The sequence below is a fragment of the Sphingomonas sp. HITSZ_GF genome, from assembly GCF_029543155.1.
In the GTDB taxonomy this organism is placed as follows: domain Bacteria; phylum Pseudomonadota; class Alphaproteobacteria; order Sphingomonadales; family Sphingomonadaceae; genus Sphingomonas.
Genome location: NZ_JARQXA010000001.1, coordinates 129,575 through 153,032 on the forward strand (window position 1 = coordinate 129,575; position 23,458 = coordinate 153,032).

A 23,458-nucleotide genomic window follows, 5' to 3' on the forward strand; every position below is an offset into this window, starting at 1 on the left:
CGCACGCACGCCGCCGCAGCGCGCGGGCAAACCGCGCGTCGACGGGCTGGTGGACGCCCGGTAGCCGGGCGCGATCCTTAGGGGAGGGGTGGCGGAGGCGGAGGGCGCCGGGGCGGCCGTCCGCGCGCGCCGTTTTCCGGTCAGTCGGCGGTGCTGCCGCGCGGATCGATCAGGGGACGCAGCACGCGCAGCTGGAGCGCTTCGAGATCGTCGGCGCGCGCACGCTGGACCTCATCGGCGGCAGGCGCCTCCTTCCAGTCCTGGAGATCGAGCTGCCGCAGCGCGGCGACCTCGCGCTCGAGCCGGTCGATACGCTCCTGTGAGGCGCTGAGCTCGACCAGCAACGCGAGCGCGATGTTGAGGACCTTCTCCGTCTCGGCGTCCTGCAGGCTCACCGGGCGCGCGCCCCGGCCGCCGGCGATCACCAGCCCGACGGCTTCGGCAGCGCTGGTCATGCCTGCTGCTCCGGCTTGCGGCCGCTGACGACGTACCAGCGGTTGATGTTGCTCACGGCTTCCGCAGCATGTTCGCGAACGCTGTCCGCGGCGAAGCCGGCGGCGCGCATGTCGGCGAGCAGATCGGCATCGTTATAGGTCTTCCAGAACAGCTCGCCGTTGAAGCGGGTGTCCCAGTTCTTCTCGACCTTGTGGACCTCGGTCGGGGCGAAGCGAGTATCGACGTCCTGGAAGATCACCAGCCCGCCGGGGCGCACGACGCGGAGCGCCTCCGCCATGGCGCGGCGGCGCTTTTCCGCGCCGATCTCGTGCAGCATGTTGTGCGACACGACCAGATCGAAGCTGCCGTCGGCGAAGCGCAGATCGGCGGCGTCCATCTGATGGAAATGGACCGCGACGCCGAGCGCTTCCGCCCGGGCATGCGCATAGCGCAGCATCCCGGCGCCGATGTCGATCGCGTGCACCTGGGCATCGGGGAAGCGATCGGCATAGGCGGCGGAGGCGGCGCCAGCCGAGCAGCCGAGATCTAGGATGCGATTGGGGACGAGCTCCGGGAAATCCGTTTCGAGCAGGCGGAAGACGACGCCCGCCTTGCTGTCTCCCTTGCCCGCGCCCTGACCGAAGGAGAACACGTTGCCGCCGGTCTCGTAGAAGGCGCCCGCGACCACGTCGTCTTCGCTGTCGTCACGGGCATAGCCGCCGGGCTGGAGATGGACGTCGGTGCCCGCAACCTCGGGCGAGATGTCTTCGCCCGGCCGCAGCGTGAGGCTGCCCTTGCGATCGGGCGCCGCCGCGAGCTCGGCCGCGGCCGCCTGCATGCGCGCGCGATCCCGGAAGATCGGTTCGCCCACCGACACCCAGATCATCTCCTGGGCCGAGCGGTTGGCGGCGCTCCATAGGCGATAGTCGACGGACTCGAACAGCGCCTGCTCGATCTCGTCGGGCGACTGCGGCTGGCGGCCGTGCCGCTCGGCGAACGCGGGGGCGCCCTCTTCATGGAAGCGGCGGACATTCTGCGAGCGCACCCGGCTGTTGAGCAGCTTGCGCAGATTGACCACGGCGCGCTGGCGGGCAAGCTCGTCAGCGGTCGCACGCGGCAGGATCGGATGCTGGACGTCGCGGACCCTCATGCTGTTGCCTCCTCGATGAATTCGATCAGTTCGCCGGCCGGGCCGCGCACGGTGCAGGCCAGGCGGCCATCATAGCCGATACCGTGCCGCACCACAGGCGGCGCGATCGCGAGCGGCGCGACGCGGTCCATCGCGCGGGTGGCGATGCTCGCCATGGCACAGCCGGGCGGCAGCGCGCCGGGGCCGCTGGGGCGCGGGCCGGCGATGCGGCCGGGGCCGGTGGGATATTCGTCGAACTCGAACAGATAGCCATGCTCGGCCAGGCCCGCGGTGGTCATGCGGATCACCTGATCGGCGGACAGGCCCTGCGCTTCCTGGACGATGGCGATGCGGCTGTCGCGCAGCGGGCGACGCTTGAGATCGAACAGGTCGCAATACCAGTTGCGCAGCGCATCGAAATCGGGGCCGGCGACCACCAGGATGAACGGGCGATCGATCAGCGAGCGCGGGCGCGGCAGGATCGAGGTCTCGCGATCGCCGCTCTCCATCGTGAAATAGAGGCACTCGCCGGCGGGCCCGGCGGCCTGCATCGCGACGATCGAAGGCATGAACTGGAGCGGCTTCGGCTCGGCGAGCACGGTGCAGCCCGCGGCGCGCAGCCGGCGATGCACTTCATGGACATCGTCGACGATGATCTCGAACGCCGCCCAGCCGAAGGTGGTGAGCGGGCGATAGCCGGGCACCGCCGCGGTGCCGACGAGCCGGATATAGTCGTCGGTCGCGCCATCGGTGCTCAGCACGGTATAGGGCTGGCCGGCCGCGGCGGGCGTGCCCCAGCTGGCCGCAAGGTCTTCGGCCACCACGCCGAGCTCGCGGACATTGTAGCCGAGCACCTGCGTATAGAGCGCTTCGGACGCGGCGATATCGGGCGTGCCCACCGTCGCGAAGCGGAAGCGCGTGAGCAGCGGATCGCCGTTGGACGTCCAGTCGTTCATGGGTTCGGGCCTGCCATGAAGGGCAGCCTATCACCAATTACACTTATTTCTATATCAAATGAGATCGGCGTGCCAAAAGGGCCGTCATGGTCGCCAGCAGCCGCCCCGTCGCCTCACGCCCGCGCGGAATTGAGGTCGAGCTTGATCTGGTAGAGATCGGGGCGGAACTGCGCGAGCACGTGCTGGACCGGGCGCTGCGCGGTGTCCATCACGGTGCGGCTGACGCGCAGGATCGGCGAGCCGATATCGACTTCGAGCAACGTGGCGAGGCCGGCATCGGCGAGCGACGCGGTGATCGTCTGGGTGGCAGCGCCGATATGCACGCCGGCCTGTTCGAGCAGGCTGAGCATCGGCGTGGTCTCCAGTGCGGCGCGGTCCATCGCGCCGGCCAGATCGGCGGGGACATAGCTGACGAGATGGCTGATCGGCTGGTTGTCGAGCCAGCGCACGCGCGACACGCGCAGGACCGGCTCGTCATGCGCGAGCCCGAGCGCCTCGGTGATCGGCGCGCGGGCGGGGATCGTCTCGAGCTCGAGGATGCGCACCCGGGTCTCGCGGCCATAGGTGATCAGCGATTCCAGCGCCTGCTCGATGCTGCCCTTGATCGGGCGGACGGGCGATTGATAGGTGACATGCGTGCCGACGCGGCGCTTGCGCTCGACCAGGTTGGTGCCGGCCAGTTCGGCAAGCGCGCGGCGCGCGGTGATGCGCGAGACGCCGAAGCTCTCCGACAATTCTTCTTCGGTGGGGAGGCGCGAGCCGAAGGCGCGGCTGCCGCTGATGATCTCCTCTCGCAGCTGGAGGAAGATCTGGTGGTACAGCGGCACTGCCTGCAGCCGGTCCACCGCCGCCACTTCGTCGCTGTGCTTGCTCAAGGCAGTTTCTCCCCTTCGGGCAGCCGGCTTGTCCTGAAATTCCAACAGCAACAAGAGGAAATTGCCCGATGATCGTAAAGCATGGACTGGATGCCGCCGCGCTCGACGCGATGCTGGACGCGGGTTTGGCGCAGGCGCGCGCGATCAATGTCGCGGCGACCATAGCGATTGTCGACGAGGGCGGCTATGCCTGCCGCCTCTACCGATCGGACGGCACGGGCGCGATGACGCCGGCCGTGGCGCTGGCCAAGGCGCGGACGGCGGCGCTGATGCGGGCGCCGTCGGGCGCGCTCACCGCCCGCCTGAAGGACGAGCCCGAATTGCTGCGGCTGACCGACTATCTGCCGATGCCCGGCGGGCTGCCGGTGCGCTACGAAGGCGCCTGCATCGGGGGGGTGGGCGTCTCCGGCGGCACCGGCGAGCAGGATGTGGCGATCGCCCAGGCTGCGCTGGACGCCCTTGGCTGAGGGCGTCCAGGGAAAGGCGGGGAGGTCAGTGCATCTCCTCGCCGCCCGAGACGTTCATTGCCTCGCCGGTGATGTAGCGGGCTTGGCCCGAGCACAGGAAGGCGCAGGCATTGGCGGTGTCTTCCGGCGTGCCGACGCGGCCGAGCGGGATGCGGCCGCGCATCGCCTCCAGATATTCGTCGAGCGTCTGGCCGCGCATCCGCGCCATATAGTCGTTCTGCCAGGAGCCGAGGCCGGTGGTGACATGGTTCGGGCAGACCATGTTCACGTTGATCTGGCTCGGCCCCATCTCGATCGCGACCGAGCGGGTGAGGCCGACCAGCCCGTGCTTCGAGGCGATGTAGGACGAGGTGAGCGCCGAGCCCGACTTGGAGCCGCGGCTGCCGATCGAGACGACCCGGCCGCGGCCCCAGCCGGGCACTTCGTCCTGGCTGAGCATCTGCTTGATCGCGTGCTTCATCGCGAAGAAGGCGCCGCGCAGATTGACGTCGAGCACGGTGTCCCACTTCTCCTGGGTCTGCTCGACAAAGGGGCCGAACAGATAGCCGACGCCGGCATTGTTGATCAGGATATCGAGCCGGCCGAACTCGGCGACGGCGCGGGCGACCAGGCCCTCGACCTCGGCCTCGACGCGCATGTCCGCCGTATGGGTGACGATGCCCGGGTGCAGGGTGCGCAGATCGGCGGCGATCTGCTCGAGCTCGGACTGGGCGCCGACGCCGTGCTCGGGCGCCATGTCGCCCTTGGTCTGGCCGAGATCGTGCAGCACGATGCGGACGCCGTCCTCCGCCAGCTTGCGGGCGATGGCGGCGCCCAGGCCGCCGTGACGGCCGGCGCCGGTGACGATGGCGACCTTGCCTTCGAGATCGGGGTACATGGGCAAACTCCTGTGGCTCAGATTTCCATGGCGGCGCGATAGCCTTCGGACGTCGCGGCAAGCACGGTGCGCGGCGCCCAGGCATCGCCGACCAGGCGCACGTCGATCCCGGCGGCCCTGAGCGGCGCCTCGAGCGCGACATTGGGGATGCGCGGGGTCGCGTAGGTGAACAGCGCGACGTCGGTCAGCGTGCCCGCTGCGCCGGTGAAGACATCGGCATAGCTGACCTCGCCTTCCTCGAGCCGCGAGGAGGCGAGGGGGACGACGCCGCAGATCGCCTGAATGCCCTTGGCGGCGAAGCGTGCCTGGATGCCCTGGCGCGTGACCATCGCCTCCTCGCCGGCGATCCGGTCACGGTCGGTGAGCAGCACCACGCGCTCGAACCGGGCGAGGAGCAGCTCGGCGGCGGCATAGGTGAAGGCGGTGCCGTCGGCATCGTGGATCACCGCGGTGCCCGGCTCGCGCCCGCCGCGCTCGGCAAAGGCCGCCACGACGCTGCGCAGATCGGGGAAGAAGTCGCGATATTCCTCGGGCAGGTAGGCGGGGAAGGCGGGGGAGGCGCCGGTGGCGAGGATCACCCGGTCCGGCGCGAGCGCGCTGATGTCCTCCGGCTGCGCGACCGTGCCCCAGCGGAACACCGCGCCGGCGCGCTCGGCGGCGAGGCGCTGATAGTCATAGACGCTGCTGAGATTCTCGCCGCCGGGCAGCAGCGCGTGCAGGCGGGTCTTGCCGCCGGCCTCGTCCGAGGCGGAGAAGACCGTCACCTCGTGCCCGCGCGCGGCGGCGACCCAGGCGGCCTCCATGCCCGCGACGCCGGCGCCGACGATCGCGACGCGGAGGCGCTCGGCGGCCGGCTGGACCTGCCAGTCCGCCTCGTCCGCCGCGCCGACGCGGGGGTTGTTGTCGCAGTGCAGCCCGCGGCCGACATTGATCATGTGCCAGCAGGTGTTGCAGCCGACGCAGTAGCGGATCTGCGCCTCGCGCCCCGCCTCGGCCTTGAGGCCCCAGGCCGGATCGGTCACCAGCGGGCGGCCGAGCATGACGAGGTCGGCGAGCCCGTCGCGGACGATGCGCTCGCCTTCGTTGGGATCGGTGATCAGCCCGAGCGCGCCGAGCGGCACGCCGGGGGCGTGGCGTCCGAGCGCGGCGATGCGGTCGACATAGGGGGTGCGCGGGCCGTGCAGGTCGGGCAGGTGCTCGTAGAGCGTGCGCCCGTGCGCGCCCCAGCAATAGGTGAGATAGTCGACGCCGCCGCCGGCATGGACCAGCGCGGTGATGCGGGCGGCCTCGTCGAGGTCGATGCCGTCCTCCATGCCGTCCTCGCCGGGCAGCTTGACGCCGATCAGGAAGTCGGCGCCGCAGCTCTGGCGCAGCGCCTGGATCAGCTCGAGCAGCAGCGCGCTGCGGCCGGCGAGGTCGCCGCCATAGCGGTCCTCGCGGATGTTGGAGCGGCGGGCGAGGAACTGGTGGAAGAGATGGCCATGGCCCGCCGAGATCTCGACGCCGGCAAAGCCCGCCTGCTGCAGCGCGCGGGCGGACTGCGCGAACTCGTCGATCATCCGCGCGATCTGGTCGAGCGAAAGCGCATGCGGGATCGTGCCGCTGAGGTCGTCGGGCAGCGCCGAGGGGCCGAAGGCATGCGGATTGCGGAAGCCCGAGCGAAAGCCGCGGCCATTGTCCTGGACCTGGCCGAGCATCAGGCTGCCATGCGCGTTCACGGCATCCGCCCAGCGCGCCAGCGCATCGGCATTGACGCCCGAAAGCACGGCGGGGCGCGTCGGCAATTGCTGCCAGGAGAGCATCGCCATCGGCTCGCTCACCAGCATCGCCGCGCCGCCGCGGGCGCGATTGGCGTAATAGTCGATCAGCCGATCGGTGATGCGCCCGCCCTGCGCATAATGCGTCGACATCGACGCATGCACGATCCGGTTGCGCAAGGTGCGGCCGCCAATGGCGACCGGCGAGAAGAGATGGGGATAGGCCGTCACCGCTGGGTCAGTCGCGCGTGTGCATCCGCATGACCCGCTGGAAATAGCCGTTGCGCCAGGCATTGCGCTCGGCCTCGACCGCGGCATCGGCGCGGTAGGATTCGATGCCTTCGCGGGTAACCGTGCCCTCGGCATCGAGCAGGCGCTCGACCGTGTCGAGCCGTTCGTGCAGCACCGCGACTTCGGTCATCAGCTCGAAGATGAAGGTCATCACCTGATCGACCGCGGGATCGTCGAAGAAATGCGGTCGCGGGCCCTTGCTGCTGCGCGGAAGCGTGACGTCTTCGGGCGGGCGGAATTCAGGCATCGGGGTCACTCGTCTCGATGGGCAGAAAGGCGGCGGACGGGCATCCCCATCCGCCGCCATCTGCATACGTATCAGAAGTCGAAGCGCGCGCGCAGCGACCAGCGACCCGGCTCGTTCAGATACGGGAAGATCAGGAACGAGGCGACGTAGCGCTTGTTGAAGCAGTTGGTGCACTCGGCCGACAGGCTCCAGCCCATGTCGCGGTTGCGCAGGGTGAGACCGGCGTTGAACAGGCTGTGCGCCTCCTGATAGCCGCGCGGATCGTTCTGCGCCGAGGGATAGCTGCCGTCGGTATAGGCCCAGCTGCCCGAGGGGATGAACTGGAACTTGCCGAGATCGGCGGTGTAGCTGAGGTTCACCGTCGAGTTGAACGGCGCGACACGGCTGGGCAGGGCGATCTGCCCGCTCGACGTGACGATGCCCTGGTTGCAGTTGGTCGATACCGCGACGCCCGCCCGGCAGCGCTCGGCCTGGGCCAGCACCGACGGATCGATGTTCTTGAAGCGGGCATGCTGCCAGCCGGCGGTCCAGGAGAAGTTGAGACCGCGCACCGGCGCGACCGTCAGCTCGGCCTCGACGCCGTAGTTGCGCAGATCGGCGAAATTGCGCGTGACGTAGATGATCTGGCCCGGCACCAGCGGGTTCTCGCGGCCCGCGGGAAGCTGGTTGTCGAAGTCGTTGAAGTAGAAGCCGGTGAGGTTGAACCGCACCTTGCGATCGAAGAACTGCGAGCGCAGGCCGCCTTCGAACGACCAGATCGTTTCCTTGCCGAAGGTGAACATGCCCGCGGCGTTATAGGAACGCGAGACCCAGCCACCGGACTTGAAGCCCTTGGTCGCCGAAGCGAACACCGATACGTCGGGCGCGAGCTTCCAGTCGAGCGCGAAGCGCGGCGTCCAGACATGCGCGCTCTGCTTCACCGGATTGCCCGCGTTGATGACGTCGAGCGTGGTGAAGGGCAGGTTGGTGCCCACCGGCGTCAACGGCGAGGCGTTGGGCGCGAAGTGGATGTCCTTGTATTCGGCGGTGTAGCGGATGCCGGCGGTCGCGGTCAGCGAGTCGGTCAGCTTGTAGTCGCCCTGGAAATAGCCCGCGATCGCATCGGTGTTGTTCCACATCGTGCGATCGGCCGAGAGGGTACCCACGCCGGCAGCGGTGATCGAGACGTTGGCGAAGCTCGTCTTGTTGTCTTCGCGGATATAGTAGAGGCCGCCGACATAGGTGAGCTTGTTGTCGAAGGCATTGCCAGTGAACTTGATTTCCTGGCTGAACTGGCCGTGCCAGCTGTCGTTGGCGAGCACCGAGGTCGATCCGGCCACCGGGGTGACGATGTCGCCCGGATAGGTGTAAACGGTCGAGGTGCTGAGCAGGCTCATCGCGCTGTCGGTCAGATATTCGTTATAGATGTGCCGATAGCCGGTGATCAGGTTCACCGTGAGGTTGTCCGTCGCCTCGATCTCGAGGTTGGAAGTCGCGGACCAGCTCTCGGCGACGTTGCCCAGCGTGTTGTCGGCAAGGCCGGACGACAGATAGCTGCGGCCGCCGAAGATCTGCGAGACGGTCTGGCCTTCGCGCAGACGGGTATAGCTCACCCGCTCCTTGGTCGCCGGATCGTAGAAGTTCGGGAAGTTGGCGTAGCTCTGGTAGTTATAGTCGCCGGTGATGTCCCAGGTGACGCCTTCGCCGAGGAAGCGCACCGCGCCGCGGCCGCCATAGCTGTGCTCGGAGTTGAGCTCCTGCCCGGTGACGCGGTTCTCTACATAGCCATTGTCGTCGACATAATAGGCCTGGAACTTGGTGAGCAGCTTGTCCTTGATGATGGGCACGTCGACCGAGCCGCGCATCGTGACGCGGTCATACTTGCCGTAGCTGCCCTCGACGAAGCCGCCGAACTCGTTCGCCGGCTTCTTCAGGATGACGTTGATCGCGCCGCCGGTGGTGTTGCGCCCGAACAGCGTGCCCTGCGGGCCGCGCAGCACTTCGATCCGCTCGACGTCGAAGAACTGGAAATTGTTGGCGCTCTGCCGCGACATATAGACGTCGTCGACATAGGTGCCGACCGGCAGATCGAAGGTCGAGATGGTCTCGTTGTTGTTGAGGCCGCGCATCGAATAGCTGTTCGCGGTGCCGACCGACGTGTTGTTGTGCGCGATCATGTTCGGCACGTAGCTGAACAGGTCGATCGTGCGCGTGATCTGGCGCGTTTCCAGGTCCTGCGACGTCAGGACCGAAACGGCGAGCGGCACGTCCTGCAGCCGCTGCTCGCGGCGCTGCGCGGTGACGACGATGTCGCCGACGCCGTCCTGAGCCGCATCGGCCGGCGGGGTCTGTTCCGCAACCGTCGTATCCGGTGCCGTGGTGGTCGTCTGGGCCTGCGCCGTGCCGGTCGCCAGAGCAGCAAGGCTGAGCCCGATGGCGAGCCCTGTCCGAAGCGTCATTCTCATACCGAAACCCCTTTCCGATTGGTCCGATCCGGACCCCAAGCCCGCTCGAAGAGCCCGGCTCTTCCGGGCAAAAGGTTCCAATGCCCCGTCGATCCACGACGGCGGGGCTTATTCCTGCGCAACGATTGTTTTATTTGTTATAGGTGTATGACATTTAATTTTGGGAGTCACGTGGTTTATGACGCTTTGAATATGTCCCGAAATGGTGTGATCGGTGTGCAACAGGTCAGCCGTTATACCCCGGCCGAGCCACTGCCGCAGCGAGCCAGCGCGCGACGTTCGGATTGGCCGAAAGGCTGACGCGGGTAGGCGTGGAAAGCGCGGCGATCGCGGCGAGATTGATGTCCGCGACGCTGAAATCCTCACCCAGCAGCCAGGTGCGGCCGGAGAGCGTGGCGTCCAGCACGGCCAGCGGGCCCGCCAGCGCGGCTTCGGCGGCATCGGCCGCCGCGGCATCGCGCTGATCCTCGGGCTTGATCACCCGCTCGAACAGGCAGGTGGTGAGATGCTTCTCCAGCTCGTTCAGCCCCCAGAAGGTCCATTGCCAGACCTGGGCCTCGGCCTGGGCATCCTCCGGATAGAGTTTCCCCAGGCCGAACTTCTTGGCGAGATAGAGGCTCTGCGCGAAGGACTCGAACAGCGTGAAGCCGTCCTCGACCAGCGCCGGCACCTTGCCGTTGGGATTGATCGCGAGATAGTCGGGCTGCTTGATCGCGCCGGGCGCCGGCTCGATGTTCTCGACGTCCAGGCCGAGCTCGCGCGCGACCCAAAGCGGGCGACGGGCACGCGATCCGGGGCGGCCATAGATGGTGATGGTCATGGGCGGCGCCTTTCCGTTGCGTGCGTTCAGGAGTTGAGGAATTTGAGGATCGGGTCGGCCCATTCGGGCGCGCGCTCGAACACCATGCCGGCGCCGCCGGGCAACTCGGCATAGTTCCAGCCGGGCCGCCGCTCGACGAGCTGCCGTCCCATCGGGAACAGCCGATCCGCATGGCTGGCGATTACCAGCGTGGGGCAGGCGATGCGATCGAGATCCGCCTCGAGATCATAGGCCGGTGCGGCGCGATGGCCGTCTTCCTTCCACGGGCCGTTGGCGAAATAGGCGACGATGCCGACATGGACCGTCTCGTCCGACCAGGCCGGATCGGCGATGCGGCGGACCACGGCCCAGCGATCGGTGAAGTGGCTGCCGTCGGGCTTGATCTCCTGCACGTCCGACAGATGCGCGGCGCGCTCGGCGCGCTGCGCGGCAGTGTAATAGGGCATGTTGTCGGTAACGAGGGCGCGGACCCTGGCGGGATGCGCCGCCGCGAGCCGCGCCGCAACGAGCCCGCCGCCATGATGGCCGACGACCGCGACGGGCGGCAGCGCAAGCGCCGTGATCACCGCGGCGACGGTTTCGGCATAGGCCTCGATGCTGGCGGATTCGCGCGGGGGATCGGACATGCCGTGGCCCGGCAGATCGGGCACGATCACGCGATAGCCGGCCGCGGCGAGCACGGGGATCGCCCGGCGATACTGGATCGAACCCCAGGGCGCCTGGTGCACGAGCACGATCGGATCGCCCTTGCCGAGCTCGCGATAATGGACCTGGCCCTCGGGACCCTCGACATAGCCGCGGCGCTCGCCCGGCAGGACATTGACCGGCGGCAGCATCAGGCGGCGACCGGGGCGAGGCGCTCGCCGAGCAGCCGGCCGAAGGTCAGCGCGGGCGTCACCATCATGCCGCCACAGGCTGCCTTGCCCATGGTCTGGCCCGAGCCGAGCAGCTCGCCGGCGGCATAAAGATTGCCGACGACGCTGCCATCGGGGCGGATGACCCGCAGCGTATCGTCCACCGCGAGCCCGACCGCGCTCGAGATCGAGCTGCCCTGCATGCGGATCGCGTAGAAGGGGCCAGCGCCGATCGCGCGCGGCGCATGGGTGCGGCCGAAAAAGTCGTTGCCGGTCTGCACGCCGTAATTGAACCCGGCGACCGACTTTGCGAGGCCATCGGCATCGATGCCGGTGATGGCGGCAAGGCCGGCCAGCGTATCGGCATGCGCGAAGGCAGGGCCGTCCTCGGCAAAGGCCTGGACCATCTGCTCGCGGCTCCAGCCGACGATCATCGGCGGGGCTTCGTCGAGGATCGCCTGATCGAAGACGATCCAGTAGCGGCGATCGGGCTGCTCGCTGAGCGCCATCTCGCGGGCATCGACGCTGCGGATGTCCTCGCGGATGAAGCGCTGGCCGTGGACGTTCACATAGATTTCCCAGGGCTCACGCCGCTCGGGGAAGGTCTCGACCGTTGCCAGCGCGCGGGCGGGGAAGCTGTCGCTGTTGTAGAGCGTGCCGAAATTGTTGAACACATTCTCGTGCCCGCGGAGATAGCCGCCCACGGCTTCGCCCAGCCGGAGGCCGGCGCCGCGCGAGAAGGGGTAGGGCGCCGCATTGTAGAGTGGATAGCCGCTGAGCGCGGCGAACATTGCCGGATCGGCGGCATAACCGCCGGTGGTCAGCACTACGCTTGCGCCTTCGAAGCTGGTCTCGACGCCATCGGCATCGCGGGCGGTCACGCCGACCACGTCGCCGGCCGCATCGGTGCGGAGCGCCGTCGCTTCGTGCTTCAGGCGAAGATCGACCTTTCCGGCGGCGACCAGCTGCTCGACGATCGGCACCATCACGTCCTTGACGCTGACGCCGCCCTTTTCCCCCCAATAATAGCGGTTCTCGCTATAGGGCTCGTGCCCGAAGCCCTTGATCGGATGCTCGGGCAGCGGCTCGAAGCCGCGCTCCATCAGCCAGTCGAACGTGGCGGCGGCATTGTCGATCGCGAGGCGGGCCAGGCCGGGGTTGATCGTGCCGCGGCTGATGCGGATCACGTCGGCGAAATGGGCATCCGGGCTGTCCGCGATCCCGCGCTCGCGCTGCAGCCGGGTGCCCGCGGCGCTCATCTGGCCGGTGGCGACCCAGAGCGTGCCGCCCAGCACGTCGGCAGCCTCAAGCAGCAGGACGTGGGCGCCGCGCTCGGCGGCAAAGATCGTGGCCGTAAGCCCCGCCGATCCCCCGCCAACGATGATGATGTCGTACATGGCCCGCCTTGTTCTAAAATACAGAACGATGTTCCGAAATAGAGGCTAGGCCGCGTTTGCGAGGCGCGTCAAGCGCATTGATACCGCGGTTGCGCAGTTTCTGCGGCGTGCGGAGCCGGCAATTGACAGCTTTGTTGCGCTGGAACACACTGATTTGTGGAACATCGTATCAAATAACGGAACGAGGTGATTGATGCTGCGTGTGTTGACCGTCGCTGCCCTTCTTTCCTCCACTGCCTTCGCGCAGGAAGCGCCGCACGCCGCCGATGCGGCGCCCCCGTCCGCACGGGCCAGCGGGTGCCATCCGCCGGCGACCAGCGATTCGCACTGGGACGGGCTGGGCGTGCTCAAGGGCGGCAAGGGCTATGCCGACACGCCGATGGGGCAGGTCCATTATCGCCTGATGGGGCCGAAGACCGGGCCGGTGCTGCTGCTGATCCACCAGACGCCCTGGTCGCTGATCGAATGGGCCGACATCCAGCCCTGCCTGGCCGAGCGCGGCGTGCGTACGCTCGCGGTCGATACGCCCGGCTATGGCATGTCCGATGCGCCCGACGGCAAGCCGACGATCCAGCAATATGCCGACAATATCATCCCCGTGCTCGATCGGCTGGGGATTCGCCGCGTGGCGGTGGCCGGGCATCATACGGGCGCGTCGATCGCCGCAGCGCTGGCCGCGCGGCACCCCGAGCGCGTGACCGGCGTGATCCTGCACGGCGCGCCCAACTACAACGATGCCGAGCGCGCGCAGCGGCTGGCGCTGCCCGAGCCGGACATGACGCTGAAGCCCGATGGCAGCCATCTGAGCAACTATTACGCCAAGCTCTGGAAGGGGCAGGGCGCCTATCCGCGCAACCTGGCGACGATCAACTGGTCGACGCTGAACCTGTTCCTGGCCGGTGCTTCGGACGTCGCGCATGCCGCGGTCTATCACAACGACATGGCGGGGGACCTGCAGCGCATCGCGGTGCCGCTGCTGGTGCTGTCCGACGGCGCCGATGCGCTCAACAAGATCGACGAGCGCACCGGCGCGATGAAGCCCAATTTCCGCTACCAGAAATTCTCGGACGGATCGGCGCACATGCTGCTGGTCGAGCCGGCGCGCTGGTCGGACATCGCCGCCGGCTTCGTGAAGGGACTGCCGAAGAAGTAGCGGTGCGTGCCGGCGCGGTGGCCGTCAGGCCACCAGCCGGGCGCCGGCGATGCCGGGCGACGCGCCGAGCGCGCGCGACGCCTCGGCAGCGGCGGCGCGCACCTGGGTGATCAGCGTCGCCTGGTTCTCGTCGGTGAAGCGCGACAGCGGCAGGGTGAGCCCCATCGAGGCGATCAGCTGATTGTCCGGGCCCCAGACCGGCGCCGAGACGCCGCCCACCGCCGCTTCCCATTCGCCGCGGTTGATCGCGAAGCCGAGCTCGCGCACGTCCGCCACTGCGGCTTCCAGCTGCTCCGGATCGGTGATCGTGCGCGGGGTATAGGCGCGCAGCGGCTGCGAAAGCGTCTCGCGCAGCGCCGTCGGATGGAAGGCGAGGAAGACCTTGCCGGTGGCCGAGCAATGCGCGGGCGCACGCTCGCCGATCTCGGAAAAGGCGCGGACCGAATGCACGCCTTCGGACTTCTCGATGTAGATCACTTCCGGCCCGGCCGAGATGGCGAGGTGCACGGTCTCCAGCGTGGCGCGGGCCAGCTGGTCCATGATCGGGCGGATCGTGTGTCGCAGGTCGAGGCGCTCGATCACCTTGGCGCCCTGCTGCCAGATCTTGAGCGTGGCGGAGTAGCGGCCGTTGAGCGACGCGACATAGCCGAGCTCGACAAAGGTCTGCAGCGTGCGGTGGATGTTGCTCTTGGTGAGCCCCACCTGCCGGGCAAGCTCGGAAACGCCCACCGGCTCGGGCGAGGCGACCAATGCCTCGAGCACAGCCATGCCCTTCACGATCGTCTTGTCCATGGAACCCCTATTAGTTTCTGCAGGCTTCGGGCTCAATCCCGGGCCGGCGGCTGCGCCTCTGCCAGCGCGGACTCGAGGTCGAGCACCGCGGCGCGGTAGTGCTTGAGGCCGAAGATCGCGATCAGAATCGACGGGATGCCGATCAGCAGCACGTAGAAGCACAGGACGACGCCGATCTTCTTCGGATCGCCGGTGAAGTCCGTGGCGGCGCCGATGATCGGCGGGCCCAGCAGCGGGCCGATCAGCGAGATGAAGGTGTTGAAGATCGCCAGACCCTGGGTGCGCATCTCGCCGGGCGTAACCTGTGCCATCGAGGCGGGGCCGCCGGCGGTGGCCACCGACTTGCCGATGAACGCGATGAACATCAGCGCGACGCCCATCTCGGCGGTGGGCATGACCGGATAGAGCGCGCTCGCCGGCACGCAGATGAGCAGGCCGAGGATGAGCACGCGCATCGACCCGTCGATCCGGCCGGCGAAATGGCGGGCCGACCAGACGGCGAGCGCGGTGCCGATCGGGCCGGCGGTGAAATAGAAAAGGCCGGTGACGAAGCCGGTCTCCATCACGCTCCATCCCCAGACGCGCGAGAAGAGCGGCACGTTCCACAAGGTGAGCGCGCTCAGCGCGAAGTTGCAGGTGGAGCCGACGATCAGCGCGCCGAAGCCGCGCCAGCGCGCGCCGATATAGCGGAACGCCCCGGTGATGCTGGGTCGTGCCGCGAGCGTCTCCTGCCGCTTGGGCTCCTTCACCGACAGCATCAGGCCGGCGAAGAGGAAGCCGGGGATGCCGACGAGCACGAAGGTGGCCTGCCAGGGCGCTAGCGTGCCGAAGATCGGCCAGGTGACATGGCCGACCTTGGTGAGATAGCCGACGACGGCGCCGCCGACGAGGAAGGCCAGGCCCGCACCGAGATAGGGCCCCGCCATATAGACGCTGATCGCGCGGGCGCGCTCGCGCCGGTTGAAATAGTCGCTGATCATCGAGACCGAGCAGGGGCTGACCACCGCTTCGCCAAGTCCCAGTCCCAGACGCATCAGGAACAGCGGCAGGAAGGTGGCGACCAGGCCGCTGCCGACCGTCATCGAGCACCAGATGACGATGCCGGCGAAGAGCAGCCATTTGCGGTTGGAGCGATCGGCATACCAGCCAAGCGGAATCGCCACCAGCACGTGGAAGGTGGAGAAGGCCGGGCCGAGCAGCAGGCCGACCTCGAAATCGCTGAGCTTGAGCGAGGCCTTGAGCGGCTCGACCAGCAGCGAAAGGATGAAGCGGTCGAAATAGGAGAGGATGAAGACGGCCAGCAGTAGGATTACCACGTACCAGCGATAGACGGTGCCGGTTCGGGCCATCGTGCTGTGCTCCAGAGGAGTGGGTTCATTGGGCGCGGCGGCGCCGCTCAGCGTTGCCATTCGGATCAGGCCGGCTTGCGGCTGCCGAACACGTACCAGCCGCCCTTGCCATGGCGCGGCCGCCCGGGCTCATCCCAGCCGAACGCGGTGGCGCGATCGGGATAGGCGCCGAGATCGGGCAGGATATGCGCGAAGCTGGCCGCCGGATCGAAGCCGGCCTTTTCCATCAGGGCGATCGGATCCTGGTTGCGCCAGGCGGTGTAGGCCGGCTCGTTGTTGTTGCGCGTGTCCCAGTTCCAGAAATAATTCTCCCACGCGTCGACCAGGTCGTGCGCGGGCAGCTCCTGGTGGACCATCAGCCCGCCGGGGCGGAGCAGCCGGTGGCATTCGGCGAGCACCTTCTTGGTCGCCCAGACCGGGATCTCGTGGAAGAAGAAGCTGGAGACGATCAGGTCGAAATGCCCGTCGGGGAAGTCGGTAGCCTCGGCATTCTGCTGGCTGAAATGCACCGGCACGCCTTCATGCTCGGCGATCGCATGGCCGTAGCGCAGCAGCGGCGCGCCGACATCGATGCCGTGCGCCTCGACGCCCGGGAATGCCTGGACATAGGGGATCAGGTTCTTGCCCGAGCTGGTGCCGATATCGAGCATGCGTTCGGGATCGAAATCGGGAAACTCGGCCTTGATCCACCGGCTGACGACGCGGGCGACGCCGCCCCAGGCACGGTGGCTCTGCTGCGCAGTGAACACGCGCGCACCGAGGCTGACCACCGCGCCCTGCGCGACATCGTCCGCGGTCCATTCCGTGTGGAAGCAGCCGGGCGTGAGATGCACGTCCATCACGTCGACATATTTGGGCACTTCGAAGTTCGGATCGGTCCGCACGCTGCCGCCTGCCGGGCTGCGCGCCGCCGCATCGCGCGCCGTGGCGATCAGCTCGGGCAGGGCACGCTCGACCTGCGGCTGCACCGACTGGAAGCACATCTCCTGCGCGTTGTAGCGCAGCGCGCTGTAGAAGCGGTAGCTCGCCTCCTTGCGCATCGCGCGGTCGATATCCTGCCAGGTTTGCGCCGGCTCGGCCATGCGGGGCGCGATGTGGGTGCGGTAATCGGCCTCCAGTGCCTCGGCGAAATCCTGGATCGCATGACGGCGCAGCGTGCTGCAGAATTTCTGCCGCGCAATCTCGTCATGCGTCGGCTGGGTGACCTGTTCGATATCGGCGACCGCCGAGTTCGCGAGAACCGCTTCCGTCATAAACGCACCTCCGTTCTGACATGCAGAACTATGTTCCGAATCGGAGCGTAACATGGCCATCCTGTCTGCACAACGGCTCTGCGAAGGGCAGCGCGGGTGCTGAAAAACACTCTTGCCAAACGCCGATTACTCATAAATCTATAACAAATACGTGACGACGAGGGGCGCATGACGACGACGCAGACAGGCGTGATCGTGGTGGGAGCAGGGCCGGTCGGGCTGACCGCAGCCTATCTGCTCGGTCATTACGACATCCCGTTCCTGCTCCTCGCGGCGGAGCCGGTGCTTGCCACCGATCTGCGTGCCTCCACCTTTCATCCGCCGACGCTCGACATGCTCGACGAGCATGGTCTCGCCGAACCCCTGATCGCGCAAGGGCTGGTGAGCCCGACCTGGCAGATTCGCCTGCATCGCACCGGCGAGCGTGCCAAGTTCGACCTGGGCGTCATCGCGGGCGACACGCGCCATCCGTTCCGGCTGCAATGCGAGCAGTCACGGCTGTGCGCGCTGCTGCTCGATCGTATCCGCGCCGCGGGCAAGGGCGAGCTGATGCTCGGCTGGCAGGTCGATTCCGTGGTGCAGGACGAACGGGGGGCGGTCGTGACCGCGCGTCCGGTCGGCCAGCCCGATGCCGAGCCGCAGACCTTCTCCGCGCGCTTCGTGATCGGCGCGGACGGTTCGCGCAGCGTCGTGCGCGAGGCGGCGGGCATCGGTTTCGAAGGCAAGACCTATCCCGAGACCACGGTGCTGGCGACGACGACCTTCCCGTTCGAGGAGCATCTGAAGGGCCTCTCCAACGTCAATTATGTGTGGAAGGACGGCGGCACCTTCTCGCTGTTGCGGCTGCGCCATTTGTGGCGCTGCAGCCTTTATCCGGATGGCGACGAGACCTTGCAGGACGCGCTGCAGCCCGAGAGCATCGCCCGCAAGTTGCAGGAGATCACGCCTGGTGCCGGCGACCATCCCGTGATGGAGACGCGTGCCTATCGCATCCATATGCGGATCGCCGATACGTACCGGAACGGCCGGCTGCTGCTTGCCGGCGATGCCGCGCATGTCAATTCGCCGTCGGGCGGCATGGGGATGAACGGCGGCGTCCACGATGCCTTCGAGCTGATCTCGACGCTTGCCGAGGTGTGGAACGGCGCCCCGGACCTGCTGCTCGACCGTTACACCCGCCGCCGGCGGCCGATCGCCGAGCAGGAGGTGCTGGCTCAGGCGGACCGCAACCGTGCGCGGATGCAGGAACGCGACGATGCCAAGCGGCTGGAGATGCTGCGTGCGCTCCAGAAGACGGCGGCCGACCCCGAGGCGGCGCGCGAGCATCTGCTCCGCAGCTCGATGATCGCCGGCCTGCGCCGGGCTGCAGCGATCGCGTGAGCGCCGGGGCCTATGACTATGGCCGTCACGGCCTGATCGGCATCGGCACGCCGCAGGCCAATCCGACGGTGGAGGCCGAGATGGCGATCCTGCTGCCGGCGGGCGTCGCGATGGCGGTCACGCGCCTGACCAGCGCGGCGCCTGTGCCTGCGGATCGCCTGCGCGAATATCTGCTGCGGCTGGCGGACTATCTCGAGGCGTTCGACACGCTGCGCCCGGCGGCCTTCGGCTTTGCCTGCACGGCTTCTTCCTATCTGGTCGATGCATCCGACGCACAGCGCGTGCTGGCGGCGTGCGAGGATCGCTTCGGCTATCCGATCGTCACCGCTGCCGACGCGATTGCCGGGGCGCTCGATCGGCTGGGTGCGCGGCGCATCGCGTTGATCAGCCCCTATCCGGAAGGGTTGCGCGCCGCCTCCGAGCGCTACTGGTCGGCCCGCGGCTATGAAGTGGGCCCGGTGATCGGGGCGGGCGAGCTCGCGCCGGATGCGGACACGCGCGGCATCTATGCGCTGGGCAGCGCCGACGCCGCCGCCGCATTGGCGCGCGCCGACCTCTCGGGCGTCGACGCGGTTCTGTTGAGCGGCACCGGCATGCCCTCGCTGCCGCTGATCGCCAGCGGCAGCGATGCGGTCCCGGTGCTTTCCTCCAACCTGTGCCTTGCCGCCGCGCTGTCGGAGCGGCTGGGCCAGGGCGACCTCCTCGATCCCCAAAGCACCGCAAGCCATGAATGGCGTGCCCGATGCCGCGCGGCCACGCTGCAAGGAACCTGATCCATGGATACGATCACTGCCCTCATCGCCGGCGAAAAAGTGGCGTCCGGCGGCGCGCCGATCGCGATCATCGACCCCGCGACCGACACTCTCGTTGCCGAACTCCCCGAGGCGGACGACGCAACGGTGGACCGGGCGGTACTGGCGGCGCGGCGTGCCTTCGACGACGGTAGCTGGCGCTTCATGCCGGTCGAGGCGCGGCAGGCTGTGCTGCGCCGCTGCGCCGAGCTGATCGAGGCATCCGCCGATACGCTGGCCGATATCGAATGCACCAATACCGGGCTGCCGCTCGCGCAAATCCGCGGCCGATCGGTGCTGCGCGCGGCCGACAATTTCCGCTTCTTCGCCGATTATATCGGACAGGCGACCGGCCGCCTCTACGAGCAGCATCCCGACTATCTCACTATGGTGCGCCGCGAACCGGTGGGCGTCGCGGCGCTGATCAGCCCGTGGAACTCGCCGATCGCGCTCGGTTCGATGAAGGTCGCCTCGGCGATCGCCTTCGGCAACAGCTGCGTGCTCAAGCCTTCGGAACAGGCGCCGCTGGGGATCAGCAAGCTGGTGGAGCTGCTGGGCGAGGCGGGGCTGCCCGAGGGCGTGGTGAACCTGGTCAACGGCCGCGGCGCGACGACCGGCGACCGGCTGATCCGGCATCCGGAGGTGGACCTGGTCAGCTTCACCGGCGGCACCCCGACGGGGCGGGTGATCATGCGGACCGCCGGCGAGCTGCTCAAGCCGGCCGAGGTCGAGCTGGGCGGCAAGTCGGCGAACATCATCTTCGACGATGCGGATTTCGAGGCGGCGCTGGACGGCGCGCTGCTCGGCATCTTCACCAACAACGGCCAGCAGTGCCTGGCGGGGTCGCGCATCCTCGTCCAGCGCGGCATCGCCGACCGGTTCATCGAAGCGTTCGTCGAGCGCGCCCGCCGGATCAAGGTGGGCGATCCGCGCGACCCGGCGACGGTGATCGGCCCGATGGTCTCGCAGCGGCATATGCAGCATGTGCTGAGCTTCGTGCCCGGCTCCGCCGCCGAAGGCGAGCTGCTCACCGGCGGGTGCCGCGCGGGCGACACCGGCGCCTATGTCGAGCCGACGCTGGTTCGCGCCGCCGACCGGGACGCGCGGCTGTTCCAGGAGGAGATCTTCGGCCCGTTCGCCGCGCTGATGGTGTTCGATACCGATGACGAGGCCTATGCGCTGGCCAATCACAGCCGCTTCGGGCTCGTCTCCTATGTCTGGTCGCAGAGCCTTCAGCGGATCATGACGGCGCAGGAGCGGATCCAGGCGGGCACCGTCTGGTGCAACACGCCGATGATGCGCGAGCTGCGCGCGCCGTTCGGCGGCTGGAAGGAATCGGGCATCGGCGGCGATGGCGGGCTGGAGTGTGAAGCCTTCTATACGCGCGCCAAGACGGTGAGCATTCCGCGTCGGCCGCTCCAGCTGCGGAAGCTTGGCGCATGACGGCGCTTCGGGCCGCACCGCCCCGGGTGTGGCTCGCAGTAGGACTGCTGTTTCTCGCCCAGGCGCTGTCGCATCTCGACCGTTTCCTGCCGAGCCTGTTGATCAAGCCGATCAAGGCGGGGCTGCACTTGAGCGACTTCGAGGTTGGGCTTCTGCTCGGGCCCGCCTTTGCCGTCTTCTATTGCACCATGGCGCTGCCGGCGGGCTATCTCGCCGACCGCTACAGCCGGCGCAAGCTGCTGGCGGGGGCGATCGCGATCTGGTGCATGATGACGATGCTCGCGGGTTTCGCCGACCGGTTCGGGCTGCTGCTGCTCTCGCGACTGGGCGTGGGGCTGGGGGAGGCGGCGCTGACGCCGTGCGCGCTGTCGTTGATCAGCGACTGGTTCGATCGCAGCCGCCGCCCGCGTGCGGTCGCGCTGATGATGGCGGGCACCACCTTCGGATCGGCGCTGGCCTTCCTCGGCGGTGGCCCGCTGTTTGCCTATATCTCGGGCCTGCCGCCGATCAGCCTGCCCGTGATCGGCAGCGTCGAGCCCTGGCAGTTCGTGTTCCTGGTCGCCGGCCCGCCGGGGCTGCTGCTCGCCGCGGCGATGCTTGCGGTGCCCGAACCGCCGCGCACCGAGCGGATCGGCGCCGCGATCGGCGAGGACGCGGCGCATCACGTGCCGCTGGGCACCGCGCTGCGCTTCATGGCCCAGCGCTGGCGCGCCTTCCTGCCGCTGGTGCTCGCCAATGCCGGATCGCTGTCGATCGGCACGCTGAGCCTGTGGAACACCGCGCTGTTCGAGCGGAGCTTCGGCTGGGACGTGCGCCGCTATGGCGTGACGGCGGGGCTCATCTATCTGGGGGTGGGGCTGATCGGCTATCCGCTCGCCGGCTGGCTGGCGAGCCGGCAGCTCAAGGCGGGGCACAGGGACGGCACGCTGCGCGTCTTCCTGCTCGGCATCTGCATCGTCGTCCCGGCGACGATCTTCTATCCGCTGGCGCCGAGCGGCGGCTGGGCCGCGGCCGGGTTCGCCTGCTTCATGCTCGGCCAGTGCCTGTGCGGCACTGCCGGCCCCTCGTCGCTGACGCTGCTCACCTCGAGCGACGTGCGCTCGACGACGACGGCGGTGTATTTCATGATCCTCAGCCTGATCAGCCTGGTGATCGGCCCGGTGCCCGTCGGCCTGCTGGTCGACTGGCTCGGCGATCCCGCAGCGCTGGGCACCGCCATGGCGATCGAGACCGCGGCGATCGGAATCCCAGCCATCCTCATCCTGTTGTTCGGCATGAAGGCGTTCCGCCGCGGCGTCGCCGAAGTCGAACAGCTGATCGCCGCCTCTGCCAGCCGGGAGCCCAATCCATGACCGACCTGCGCCGCCGCCTGGGCGGCATCCGTGCCGTGACCTATTCGGTGCCCGACATCGCCGCGATGGAATCCGCCTATGGCGAGGTGCTTGGCTATGCCGTGATCGACCGCGGCCGCGTGGCGCCCGAGCGTGCGGCGCTGTGGCAGGCGCCCGAGGCAGCGGGCCGGCGCTATGTGTCGATGATCTCCGCGAGCGACGAGATAGTGCCGCTCCACTTCGTCGAGACGCTGCATGTCGAGCCGTGGCACGCCCTGACCACGCATGGCTGGAACGCCACCGAGATCATCGTCGAGGACGTCAACAAGCTGGCAGAACGGATCGAGGGATCGCCCTTTCGCCGCATCGGCGGGCCGCGGCCGCTCACCAACTATCCGAAGATCAGTGCGATGCAGGTGATCGGGCCGGCCGGTGAATGCGTGTATCTCACCCATGCGCCGCCGGGATGCGGGATGGAGCTGGGGCCGGCACGCGCCTTTGTCGGGCGGGTATTCTCGGTGGTGGCAGGCGGGCCCGACATCGCGGCGATGAACCAGGCCTATGCCCGGGCCTTCACCAATACGGTACGGCCGCCCAAGCCGACACCGATCGGCATCATCAACGAAGCCAACGGCCTGCCCGCCGACCACAAGACCGACCTGGGGCTGGTCGAGCTCGAATGGGGCACAGTGCTTGAGCTGGACGGTTATGCCGAGGCGATGGGACCGCGCGCGACACGCGCGGGCGACCTGCCGCCCGGCATGGCGGTGGTCACGCTCGACGTGCGTGCGGGCGGAGACGGCTACGATCCCGACGCAGTGTTGCCGCCGCGGCTCTCCGAAGCGCCCGACGACCGCCTGCAGGCCTGGCTGGGCGCGGCAGGCGAGCGCATCGAACTTCTCGCCACCGACAGGAGCGCCGCATGAGCATCGAGCAGGAAATCGCGGCCTTCGTCGCCGACTATATGCGGCTGTGGAATGCCTATGACGTGCCGGCGATGCAGGCGCTGTGGGATACGGACGAGACAGCGCCGATCTATGTGGCCGAGGAAGCGGAGCCGATGCTCGGCTGGCCGGCGATCCACGCCTATTGGGGGATCGACCGCAGCAAGTCCGAGCGGCTGCTGACCTGGGATCGGCTGGAGGTCCGCCAAGCCGCGCCCGATGTGGCCATCGCCTTTTACCACATGCGCTGGAACGCCCTGATCCCGGGCAACCGGCTCTATCCGCGCCCGATCGGCGGCGCGGTGCGGGTGAGTGCGATGCTGCGCCGCAAGCCTGCGGGCTGGAGGCTGTTCCACTATGTCGAGGCGCCGCTCGCCGCGCTCATCCAGATGCGCCAGGCGGCGGAGGCGATGGTCGATCCGGTGCTGCACGCGCGGATCGCAGCCAAGGCTGCGGCCAAGGCCGAGGGCTGA

Annotated in this window: 22 protein-coding genes; 8 read left to right on the forward strand and 14 right to left on the reverse strand. The window is 68.1% G+C overall.

Annotation, left to right across the window (positions count from 1 at the left end; genetic code table 11):
- Positions 1-140: 140 nt before the first annotated feature.
- The 4 genes from P6144_RS00625 to P6144_RS00640 all read right to left on the reverse strand — a co-directional run bounded on the left by P6144_RS00625 (position 141) and on the right by P6144_RS00640 (position 3,395).
- A complete protein-coding gene (locus P6144_RS00625; RefSeq protein ID WP_277765790.1) occupies positions 141-455 on the reverse strand; it encodes a hypothetical protein in 315 nt (104 codons plus the stop codon).
- Entirely contained in the window at positions 452-1,585 is a 1,134-nt protein-coding gene (locus P6144_RS00630; RefSeq protein ID WP_277765791.1) for a class I SAM-dependent methyltransferase, read from the reverse strand. The genes P6144_RS00625 and P6144_RS00630 overlap by 4 nt, the downstream gene beginning before the upstream one ends.
- Positions 1,582-2,520, reverse strand: coding sequence for a VOC family protein (locus P6144_RS00635; RefSeq protein ID WP_277765792.1), 939 nt, complete (start codon positions 2,518-2,520; stop codon positions 1,582-1,584). The genes P6144_RS00630 and P6144_RS00635 overlap by 4 nt, the downstream gene beginning before the upstream one ends.
- Before the next feature lie 113 nt (positions 2,521-2,633).
- Complete coding sequence (locus P6144_RS00640) at positions 2,634-3,395, reverse strand: GntR family transcriptional regulator (protein WP_277765793.1); 762 nt, start codon at positions 3,393-3,395, stop codon at positions 2,634-2,636.
- A gap of 68 nt (positions 3,396-3,463) precedes the next feature.
- Here P6144_RS00640 and P6144_RS00645 point away from each other — a divergent pair, with 68 nt between their 5' ends.
- Complete coding sequence (locus P6144_RS00645; protein ID WP_277765794.1) at positions 3,464-3,862, forward strand: heme-binding protein; 399 nt, start codon at positions 3,464-3,466, stop codon at positions 3,860-3,862.
- A gap of 25 nt (positions 3,863-3,887) precedes the next feature.
- Here P6144_RS00645 and P6144_RS00650 read toward each other — a convergent pair whose 3' ends face one another.
- The 7 genes from P6144_RS00650 to P6144_RS00680 all read right to left on the reverse strand — a co-directional run bounded on the left by P6144_RS00650 (position 3,888) and on the right by P6144_RS00680 (position 12,549).
- Positions 3,888-4,739 (reverse strand): SDR family oxidoreductase, encoded by an 852-nt coding sequence (locus P6144_RS00650; RefSeq protein WP_277765795.1) that lies wholly within the window; start codon positions 4,737-4,739, stop codon positions 3,888-3,890.
- Positions 4,740-4,756: 17 nt separating this feature from the next.
- Entirely contained in the window at positions 4,757-6,727 is a 1,971-nt protein-coding gene (locus P6144_RS00655) for an FAD-dependent oxidoreductase (protein ID WP_277765796.1), read from the reverse strand.
- A 7-nt stretch (positions 6,728-6,734) separates the two neighbouring features.
- Entirely contained in the window at positions 6,735-7,034 is a 300-nt protein-coding gene (locus P6144_RS00660; RefSeq protein WP_277765797.1) for a hypothetical protein, read from the reverse strand.
- 71 nt (positions 7,035-7,105) lie between these two features.
- Complete coding sequence (locus P6144_RS00665) at positions 7,106-9,472, reverse strand: TonB-dependent receptor (RefSeq protein WP_277765798.1); 2,367 nt, start codon at positions 9,470-9,472, stop codon at positions 7,106-7,108.
- A 232-nt stretch (positions 9,473-9,704) separates the two neighbouring features.
- Positions 9,705-10,298 (reverse strand): glutathione S-transferase family protein, encoded by a 594-nt coding sequence (locus P6144_RS00670; RefSeq protein WP_277765799.1) that lies wholly within the window; start codon positions 10,296-10,298, stop codon positions 9,705-9,707.
- 26 nt (positions 10,299-10,324) lie between these two features.
- On the reverse strand, positions 10,325-11,134 hold the full coding sequence (locus P6144_RS00675; RefSeq protein ID WP_277765800.1) for an alpha/beta hydrolase: 810 nt from the start codon (positions 11,132-11,134) through the stop codon (positions 10,325-10,327).
- Positions 11,134-12,549 carry an FAD-dependent oxidoreductase gene (locus tag P6144_RS00680; protein WP_277765801.1) on the reverse strand — a complete coding sequence of 472 codons (1,416 nt, stop codon included), beginning with the start codon at positions 12,547-12,549 and terminating at the stop codon, positions 11,134-11,136. The genes P6144_RS00675 and P6144_RS00680 overlap by 1 nt, the downstream gene beginning before the upstream one ends.
- Positions 12,550-12,742: 193 nt before the next feature.
- Here P6144_RS00680 and P6144_RS00685 point away from each other — a divergent pair, with 193 nt between their 5' ends.
- Positions 12,743-13,702, forward strand: a complete 960-nt coding sequence (locus P6144_RS00685) for an alpha/beta hydrolase (protein ID WP_277765802.1) — start codon at positions 12,743-12,745, stop codon at positions 13,700-13,702.
- A gap of 24 nt (positions 13,703-13,726) precedes the next feature.
- Here P6144_RS00685 and P6144_RS00690 read toward each other — a convergent pair whose 3' ends face one another.
- From P6144_RS00690 to P6144_RS00700, 3 genes are all read right to left on the reverse strand, one after another.
- Complete coding sequence (locus P6144_RS00690) at positions 13,727-14,494, reverse strand: IclR family transcriptional regulator (protein WP_277765803.1); 768 nt, start codon at positions 14,492-14,494, stop codon at positions 13,727-13,729.
- A 32-nt stretch (positions 14,495-14,526) separates the two neighbouring features.
- Positions 14,527-15,843, reverse strand: coding sequence for an MFS transporter (locus P6144_RS00695; protein WP_277765804.1), 1,317 nt, complete (start codon positions 15,841-15,843; stop codon positions 14,527-14,529).
- Between the two features lie 65 nt (positions 15,844-15,908).
- Positions 15,909-17,096, reverse strand: coding sequence for a class I SAM-dependent methyltransferase (locus tag P6144_RS00700; RefSeq protein WP_277765805.1), 1,188 nt, complete (start codon positions 17,094-17,096; stop codon positions 15,909-15,911).
- A 168-nt stretch (positions 17,097-17,264) separates the two neighbouring features.
- On the opposite strand from P6144_RS00700, the gene P6144_RS00705 reads away from it, so the two are divergent.
- The 6 genes from P6144_RS00705 to P6144_RS00730 are packed head-to-tail and all read left to right on the forward strand — an operon-like array spanning position 17,265 to position 23,458.
- Entirely contained in the window at positions 17,265-18,476 is a 1,212-nt protein-coding gene (locus tag P6144_RS00705; protein WP_277765806.1) for an FAD-dependent monooxygenase, read from the forward strand.
- Positions 18,473-19,249, forward strand: coding sequence for a hypothetical protein (locus P6144_RS00710; RefSeq protein ID WP_277765807.1), 777 nt, complete (start codon positions 18,473-18,475; stop codon positions 19,247-19,249). Before P6144_RS00705 ends, P6144_RS00710 begins: the two co-directional genes overlap by 4 nt.
- Before the next feature lie 3 nt (positions 19,250-19,252).
- Complete coding sequence (locus P6144_RS00715) at positions 19,253-20,710, forward strand: aldehyde dehydrogenase (protein ID WP_277765808.1); 1,458 nt, start codon at positions 19,253-19,255, stop codon at positions 20,708-20,710.
- On the forward strand, positions 20,707-22,062 hold the full coding sequence (locus P6144_RS00720; protein WP_277765809.1) for an MFS transporter: 1,356 nt from the start codon (positions 20,707-20,709) through the stop codon (positions 22,060-22,062). The genes P6144_RS00715 and P6144_RS00720 overlap by 4 nt, the downstream gene beginning before the upstream one ends.
- Entirely contained in the window at positions 22,059-22,967 is a 909-nt protein-coding gene (locus P6144_RS00725; protein WP_277765810.1) for a hypothetical protein, read from the forward strand. Before P6144_RS00720 ends, P6144_RS00725 begins: the two co-directional genes overlap by 4 nt.
- Positions 22,964-23,458: a nuclear transport factor 2 family protein gene (locus P6144_RS00730; RefSeq protein WP_277765811.1), complete on the forward strand. Its 495-nt coding sequence runs from the start codon at positions 22,964-22,966 to the stop codon at positions 23,456-23,458. The genes P6144_RS00725 and P6144_RS00730 overlap by 4 nt, the downstream gene beginning before the upstream one ends.